Genomic DNA, 6,550 nt, shown 5'->3' on the forward strand with positions numbered 1-6,550 from the left:
GCGCCCCAGCAGGAAGACTTCGATGCGCCTTTTGTCCCAGACGCTCGCCCGCGTCAAACCCTCGCCCACGGTGGCGATCACCGGCCGCGCCCGCGACCTGGCCGCCGAAGGCCGCGACATCATCAGCCTTTCTGCCGGCGAGCCCGACTTCGACACGCCCCTTCATATCCGCGACGCGGGCAAGGCCGCAATCGACGCGGGCCATACCCGCTATACGGCGGTCGATGGCATTCCCGAACTCAAGCGCGCCATCTGCGCCAAGTTCGCCCGGGAAAACGGGCTCGACTATGGCCCCGCCCAGGTCACGGTCGGCACCGGCGGCAAGCAGATCCTGTACAATGCGCTGATGGCCACGCTGAACCCGGGCGACGAGGTGGTGATCCCGGCGCCCTACTGGGTCAGCTATCCCGACATGGTGCTGCTGGCCGGCGGCACGCCGGTCGTGATCGAAGGGGCGATGGCGAACGGCTATCGCATCACGCCCGAACAGCTCGAGGCCGCGATCACGCCGAAAACCAAATGGGTGATCCTGAACTCGCCGTCCAATCCGACGGGTGCCGGCTATGGCGAAAGCCACATGCGCGGGCTGACCGATGTGCTGATGCGCCATCCGCATGTCTGGGTGCTCAGCGACGACATCTATGAACACCTGGTCTTTGACGACTTCCGCTTTGCCACGCCCGTGCAGGTCGAGCCGGGTCTTAAGGACCGCACCCTGACCATGAACGGCGTGTCGAAAGCCTATGCGATGACGGGCTGGCGCATCGGATATGGGGCAGGGCCCGTCGAACTGATCCGGGCCATGGGGACGCTGCAGTCGCAATCGACCTCGAATCCCTGTTCGATCAGCCAATATGCCGCGCTGGCCGCGCTCGAGGGGCCGCAGGACTACATCGCCGAATGCCGCGCCGTTTCCAGCGCCGCCGCGATCTGGTGGTTGACGGGCTGAACGCCTGTCCGGGTATCGAATGTCCGGTGCCGCAGGGGGCGTTCTATGTCTATCCTTCGATCAAGGCGCTGATCGGCAAGACTTCGGCCGGGGGCGCGCCGATCACGGATGACGAGGCGTTCGCCACGGCGCTGCTGGACGAAACCGGCGTCGCCGTGGTCTTTGGCGCGGCCTTTGGCCTGTCGCCGCATTTCCGCATTTCCTATGCGACCTCGGACGCTGTGCTGGCGGATGCCTGCGGGCGCATCCGCCGGTTCTGCGAAGGGCTCGGCTAGGCCTTTACCACAGATGCTTGCGCAGGGCGTCGCCCTCGACCCGCTGGTCGGGGGTGTTGATGGCCGTCACGCCGATGTCGCGCAGCAGATGCGAGGGCAGATGCGCCAGGGCCTTTCGGGTGGCGGGGTCATCAAGCGCGGCCATTCGGTCAGTGCATAGGCTGGACTTATCCTTGACCGAAAAGCCAAGGAGAGTCAGGATGCGATCAGCAAGCCCAAGGGGCCGCCGGACGGGTGCGTAATCATATGACATCATTCTCCTCCGCGATGCGCGCGGTTGCCAGATCATGCCACCATGCCCTTGTTCGCGCGGCTTGACCAACAAAGCCTTCGCACCGTTCCATAAGGCCGCCTTATGTCCCTTCCGCCGCTCGCCGCCTTGCGCGCTTTCGAGGCCGTCGCCCGTCACCTGAGCTTTACCCGCGCTGCCGAGGAGCTGGGCATGACCCAGCCGCGGTCAGCTATCAGATTCGCCTGCTCGAGGAGCGGCTGGGCACGCCCCTGTTCCTGCGCAAGCCGCGCGAGATCGTGCTGACGGAAACCGGGGCGCTGTTTGCGCGGCCTACCATCGACGCCTTCGATCAGCTGCGCGAGGCCTATGCCGATCCGTCGGCGGATGCGGTGTCGACTCTGTCCATCTCGACGGTGCCGACCTTTGCGGGGGCGTGGCTCTCTCCGCGCCTGGGCAAGTTCCAGATGAACCATCCGAACCTGGCGGTGCGGCTTGAAACCAGCGACACCCTGGTCGATTTCGCGCGCGAGGATATCACCGTCGCCATCCGCGCGGGCGCGGGGGTCTGGCCGGGGCTCGAGGCGCATCACCTGATGGCGGTGGAATACACGCCCATGATCTCGCCCGAACTGGCCCGGCGGCATGTGCTGAGCGAGCCTGCCGATCTGCTCAAGCTGCCGCTTCTGGACCCGGGGGACGAGAACTGGGCGCTCTGGATGAAGACGGCGGGGGTCGAGCGCTGGGAGGATTACCGCAAGCCGGGGCTGACCATGTCCACCGACCTGCACGAGGCTCGGGCGGCGCTGGCCGGCTATGGCGTCGCATTGCTGCAACCGGACTTCTTTCGCTATGAACTGGCGACGGGCGGGCTGATCCAGCCCTTTCCCATCATCTCGCGCAGCGGCCGCGGGTTTTATCTGGCCTATCCCAAGGGGCGCCGCAATCGTCCGGCGGTGCGCAAGTTCCGCGCCTTTCTGCTGGACGAAATCGCCAGCGACCCCGGCTGAACCGGGGTCGCGCATTCCGGGGGTCAGGCGACGAAGACCGCCGGACGGGTCAGGGTTTCCGGGCGCAGGATGGCGTCCAGCCGTTCCTTTGGCAGCAGGCCCTTTTCCAGCACCAGTTCATAGACGCCGCGCCCTGTCAGATGCGCCTCGGTCGCGACCTCGGTCGCCGCCGCATAGCCGATGTAGGGGTTCAGTGCCGTGACGATCCCGATCGAGCGGCGCACGGTTTCCTTCAGCACCTCGCGGTTCGCGGTGATGCCGGTTACGCAGTTGTGCCGCAGGGTGGCGCAGCCCGCGACCAGGTGATCGACCGAACGGAACAGGCTGTAGGCGATCACGGGTTCAAAGGCGTTCAGTTGCAGCTGCCCGCCCTACGGGCATGGTGATGGTCATCGTTCCGAGACCTCGAAGCAGATCTGGTTCACCACCTCGGGGATGACCGGATTCACCTTGCCCGGCATGATCGAGGATCCGGCCTGCTTTGCGGGCAGGTTAATCTCGTTGAAGCCGGCGCGGGGGCCCGAGGACAGCAGTCGCAGGTCGTTGCAGATCTTGGACAGCTTGACCGCAACCCGTTTGGTGACGCCCGAGACCTGGACGAAGGCCCCGGTATCCGAGGTCGCCTCGACCAGGTCGGGCGCGGTGATGACGGGAATGACGGTGATCTCGGCCAGCCGGGCGCGGACACGTTCGGCATAGTCGGGATGGGCGGTGATGCCGGTGCCGATGGCGGTGGCGCCCAGATTGATTTCGCAGACCAGGGCCGCGGCCTCGGCCAGGCGCAGCTCATCCTCGCCGATGGTGATGGCGAAGGCGTTGAACTCCTGCCCCAGGGTCATCGGGACGGCTTCCTGCAACTGGGTGCGGCCCATCTTGAGGATATCCCGGAACTCGCCGGCCTTGTCCTCGAACGCGCCGCGCAACGAGGCAAGGGCGCCGATCAGCTTTTGCAGCCCCTTCCAGGCCGCCAGCCGCAGCGCCGTCGGATAGACGTCGTTGGTCGACTGGCTCATGTTCACATGCTCGTTCGGGTGCAGGATCTGATACTGTCCCTTCTGATGGCCCATGATTTCCAGCGCGCGGTTGGCGATCACCTCGTTGGCGTTCATGTTGGTCGAGGTGCCGGCGCCGCCCTGGATCTGGTCACGACGAACTGGTCGTGCAGCTTGCCCGCGCGGATTTCCTCGCAGGCGTGCGACGATCTCGTCGCGACGCTCGGGCGACAGCAGGCCCAGATCGGCATTCGCCAGGGCGGCCGCCTGCTTGATCGCGGCAAGCGCGCGCACCAGTTCGGGGATCTCGCCCACGGTGCGGCCGGAAATCGGGAAGTTCTCGACCGCGCGCAGGGTGTGAACACCCCAATAGGCATCGGCCGGCACCTCGCGGTCGCCAAGCAGGTCGTGTTCGATGCGGGTCTTCATCATGTCATTACCTCGGGCGCATGACCTGGAAACCCGCTGGCTGCGGGGATCGTTCCGGTCAGGCATGTTTCAGGATCGGATCGGGACGGTTTTCATCCCTTGCGCCAGATATTTAGGGTCGGGGCGACATGAATGCCAATGCCGATTGCGGCTTGGTTATTCCGATTCTGCATAACCACCGCCGAGCTCGCGCGCGGCTTGCCAGACCCGGCCGGTGATGCCGCGTCCGCGCGCGGCGTTGCGATACAGGCGGATTTCCATGGGCAGTTCGGGGGCGACGATTTCCAGCCGTCCGTCCTGCAGTTCCGCTTCGACCAGCAGGCGGGGCAGCCAGACGACGCCATGACCGGCGACCGCCATGCTTTTCATCGCCTCGGCCATGCTGGCCTCGTCCGTGTGGGCGACATAGACCTTGGGTGCGCCGGGTTGGGCCAGCGCGATCCGGGCCATCGCGTTCAGGAAACTGCCGCGCGAGTATTTCAGCATGGGCATGCCTTCGGTCAGCCATTCCGCCGGCCAGCCGGGCCGCGCCACGGCCACCAGCGAGTCGCGGCCCACCACCAGATGCGGATAGCCTGAAGGATCCAGTGGGATGTTCACCTGCGGATGGGCATAGGTCAGAAAGAAGTCATAGCCGCCTTCGGTCAGCGCTTCGATGCAGCGGTCGAAGTTCTCGGGCTTGACGCGGCTGGTCATGGGCCCTGCCGCGGATTTCAGCCGCATCAGCCAGCCCGGCAGGAAGGTCACCGTCAGACTGTGCAGCGCCAGAAAGCTGATCTCGCCCCCACGAGAGCGGGCATGATCGCGGAACTCGGCGCGGCGGGCATTGATCATGCGCACCGCTTCCTCGGCCGTTTCGCGAAACAGCATTCCTTCCGGCGTCAGCCGTACCGGATAGCTTTCGCGCGACAGAAGGTCGGTTCCCAGCCATTCCTCAAGCGCGCGGATACGACGGGAAAAGGCGCTTTGCGTGACGCCCCGCAGCTCGGCCGAGCGTGAAAAGCTGTGCGTTTCCGCCAGCACCAGAAAGTCCTCGAGCCATTTGAAATCCATGGCACCCCCTGATGCGGCTTTAGCCCAGCCGCGGAGGGTGCGCCACAGAAACACGGTTGCGGCCGGTTTGCCGAGGCGCTATCTGTAATGTTATACTATAACATATGAGGATGCCATGCCCGCCAGCACCCGACAACCGCCTGCCCGTCACCGTCCTGTCGGGCTTCCTGGGCGCGGGAAAGACCACGCTGCTGAACCACATCCTGAACAACCGCGAGGGCCGCCGTGTGGCGGTCATCGTCAATGACATGTCCGAGGTGAACATCGACGCCGACCTCGTGCGAGCGGCGCGGAACTGACCCGGGCCGAGGAAAAGCTGGTCGAGATGACCAATGGCTGCATCTGCTGCACCTTGCGCGACGACCTGCTGTCAGAGGTGCGGCGGCTGGCCGAGGAGGGGCGCTTCGACTATCTGCTGATCGAGTCGACCGGCATCGCCGAGCCGCTGCCGGTGGCCGCCACCTTCGACTTCCGCGATGCGAATGGCGACAGCCTGTCGGACGTGGCGCGGCTGGACACGATGGTGACGGTGGTCGACCGCGATCATCATGCGCGACTTTGCCAGTCACGATGCCCTGCCCGACCGCGGTGAAAGCCTGGGCGAGGAGGATGGCCGCACCCTGGTCGACCTGTTGACGGACCAGATCGAGTTCGCCGACGTGATCGTGCTGAACAAAGTGACCGATGCCGGCCCCGAGCGGCTGGACCGGGCGCGCAAGATCGTTCGAGCCCTGAACCCCGACGCGAGGCTGATCGAGACGGATTTCGGCCGTGTCGAGGCCGATTCGATCTTCGACACCGGGCTGTTTGACTTCGACAAGGCGCACATGCATCCGATGTGGGCCAAGGAGCTTTACGGTTTCGAGGATCACGTCCCGGAGACCGAGGAATACGGCATCTCCTCCTTCGTCTATCGGGCACGGAAGCCGTTCCATCCCCGCAAGCTATGACCTCCTTAACGGAGATCTGCCCGGTGTGATCCGCGCCAAAGGGCATTTCTGGATCGCAAGCCGCCCGAACTGGGCGGTGGAGTTCAGCCTGTCGGGGGCGCTTTCGAATGTGTCGCCCCTGGGGATCTGGTGGGCGGGACTCCCACGCGAACGCTGGCCCAGCCACCCCGATGCGCTGGCCGAAATGCGGCGCAACTGGGTCGAACCCTGGGGCGATCGCCGGCAGGAACTGGTCTTCATCGGCGCCGGCATGGATGCCGAGGCAATCAGCACCGCGCTGGACGAGGCCTTGGTGATGGCGGCCGACTATACACCGGGGGACTGGGTCGGCTTGCCCGATCCGTTCCCCCAGTGGGGCAATCGCCGGGTGGCATGACGATGCGGGCGAATCTTGCGACATCGCTGCGGCGGCGACGGACCGCGCCGATGGGCCATTACGACAGCCTGCCGGCCGAGCTGCGCCACTGGCTTGCGCGGGCTGCGCTGCCATGGAGCCCCGCCTCGGCCTTGCGCCTGTGGCGCCGGGCGATGCACAGAACAGGCTGCCCATGCGCGGCCTGCGCCTGCCTTGACACCGCCGAGGCGCGGCTGCTGGCCCGGGACGCAGCCCAGGTCTGGGGTGCGGGCCATCCGGGCTTGGAAGTCCATTTCGACAGCATCGGC

General features: G+C 65.7%; 6 protein-coding genes and 3 pseudogenes (1 of these 9 only partly in view). 5 read left to right on the top strand and 4 right to left on the bottom strand.

From position 1 onward, the window contains the following. Positions 1-22 precede the first annotated feature (22 nt). Positions 23-1,224 (top strand): annotated as a pseudogene (locus tag DPM13_RS14725) (pyridoxal phosphate-dependent aminotransferase). Between the two features lie 4 nt (positions 1,225-1,228). Here DPM13_RS14725 and DPM13_RS23745 read toward each other — a convergent pair. After that, positions 1,229-1,369, bottom strand: a complete 141-nt coding sequence (locus DPM13_RS23745; protein WP_223252066.1) for a DUF1127 domain-containing protein — start codon at positions 1,367-1,369, stop codon at positions 1,229-1,231. A 210-nt stretch (positions 1,370-1,579) separates the two neighbouring features. Between DPM13_RS23745 and DPM13_RS23750 the strand changes: the two are divergent. After that, positions 1,580-1,710, top strand: a pseudogene (locus tag DPM13_RS23750) (LysR family transcriptional regulator); the annotation flags it as partial. A gap of 42 nt (positions 1,711-1,752) precedes the next feature. Then, positions 1,753-2,463: a LysR substrate-binding domain-containing protein gene (locus DPM13_RS14735; protein WP_262983355.1), complete on the top strand. Its 711-nt coding sequence runs from the start codon at positions 1,753-1,755 to the stop codon at positions 2,461-2,463. 23 nt (positions 2,464-2,486) lie between these two features. Here DPM13_RS14735 and DPM13_RS23755 read toward each other — a convergent pair whose 3' ends face one another. The 3 genes from DPM13_RS23755 to DPM13_RS14745 all read right to left on the bottom strand — a co-directional run bounded on the left by DPM13_RS23755 (position 2,487) and on the right by DPM13_RS14745 (position 4,937). Continuing rightward, positions 2,487-2,801, bottom strand: a complete 315-nt coding sequence (locus DPM13_RS23755; protein WP_223252067.1) for a hypothetical protein — start codon at positions 2,799-2,801, stop codon at positions 2,487-2,489. A gap of 51 nt (positions 2,802-2,852) precedes the next feature. Next, the gene (locus DPM13_RS14740) at positions 2,853-3,887 is read right to left on the bottom strand and encodes an aspartate ammonia-lyase (RefSeq protein ID WP_223252068.1); all 1,035 of its coding nucleotides are present in this window, start codon (positions 3,885-3,887) and stop codon (positions 2,853-2,855) included. A 153-nt stretch (positions 3,888-4,040) separates the two neighbouring features. Continuing rightward, a complete protein-coding gene (locus DPM13_RS14745; protein WP_028718101.1) occupies positions 4,041-4,937 on the bottom strand; it encodes a LysR family transcriptional regulator in 897 nt (298 codons plus the stop codon). Between the two features lie 110 nt (positions 4,938-5,047). Between DPM13_RS14745 and DPM13_RS14750 the strand changes: the two are divergent. Further along, positions 5,048-6,263 (top strand): annotated as a pseudogene (locus DPM13_RS14750) (GTP-binding protein). Between the two features lie 50 nt (positions 6,264-6,313). Then, positions 6,314-6,550, top strand: the 5' portion of a protein-coding gene (locus DPM13_RS14755; protein ID WP_262983144.1) for a DUF6525 family protein. The gene runs 12 nt beyond the window's last position; only the first 237 of its 249 coding nucleotides appear in the window; the start codon lies at positions 6,314-6,316; its stop codon lies off the right edge, out of view.

The sequence above is a fragment of the Paracoccus mutanolyticus genome (genome assembly GCF_003285265.1).
GTDB classification, from domain to species: domain Bacteria; phylum Pseudomonadota; class Alphaproteobacteria; order Rhodobacterales; family Rhodobacteraceae; genus Paracoccus; species Paracoccus yeei.

Coding starts and splice junctions, on each gene's coding strand:
- DPM13_RS14745 (WP_028718101.1), bottom strand. CDS start 4,937: ATGGATTTCAAATGGCTCGAGGACTTTCTGGTGCTGGCGGAAACGCAC.
- DPM13_RS14740 (WP_223252068.1), bottom strand. CDS start 3,887: ATGATGAAGACCCGCATCGAACACGACCTGCTTGGCGACCGCGAGGTG.
- DPM13_RS23745 (WP_223252066.1), bottom strand. CDS start 1,369: ATGGCCGCGCTTGATGACCCCGCCACCCGAAAGGCCCTGGCGCATCTG.